Source organism: Staphylococcus sp. EG-SA-17, from assembly GCF_017151845.1.
In the GTDB taxonomy this organism is placed as follows: domain Bacteria; phylum Bacillota; class Bacilli; order Staphylococcales; family Staphylococcaceae; genus Staphylococcus; species Staphylococcus aureus.
In genome coordinates this window covers 1-254 of record NZ_JACVZO010000144.1, presented here as the reverse complement: position 1 = coordinate 254, position 254 = coordinate 1, and the positions used below count along the sequence as shown (strand labels likewise).

Annotated in this window: 1 pseudogene; it reads right to left on the bottom strand. The window is 39.0% G+C overall.

What is annotated here, in order from left to right:
* A pseudogene (locus IDG65_RS14470) lies at nt 1-126 on the bottom strand (argininosuccinate synthase); the annotation flags it as partial.
* Nucleotides 127-254: the final 128 nt, after the last annotated feature.

The window sequence follows — 254 nt, the reverse complement described above, 5'->3', positions numbered from 1 at the left end:
ACCACATTCATTCGCTCTGCCCCATAGATTTTGATCGATAGAATAAGGTGAATCATGGTTGATTGATACAGGGATATTATGTTTAATTGCATAATCGATTTCTTCTTCACGACTCCATGCCCACTCAAGATTTACTTTCACTTGATGATGTTGAGCCGGATTCACTCTCACTCGTTGAACCGCTTAATGATGTCGATGCACTTAATGACTCTGATTTTCTTGTACTGATTGAATCACTTGTCGACATTGATGCA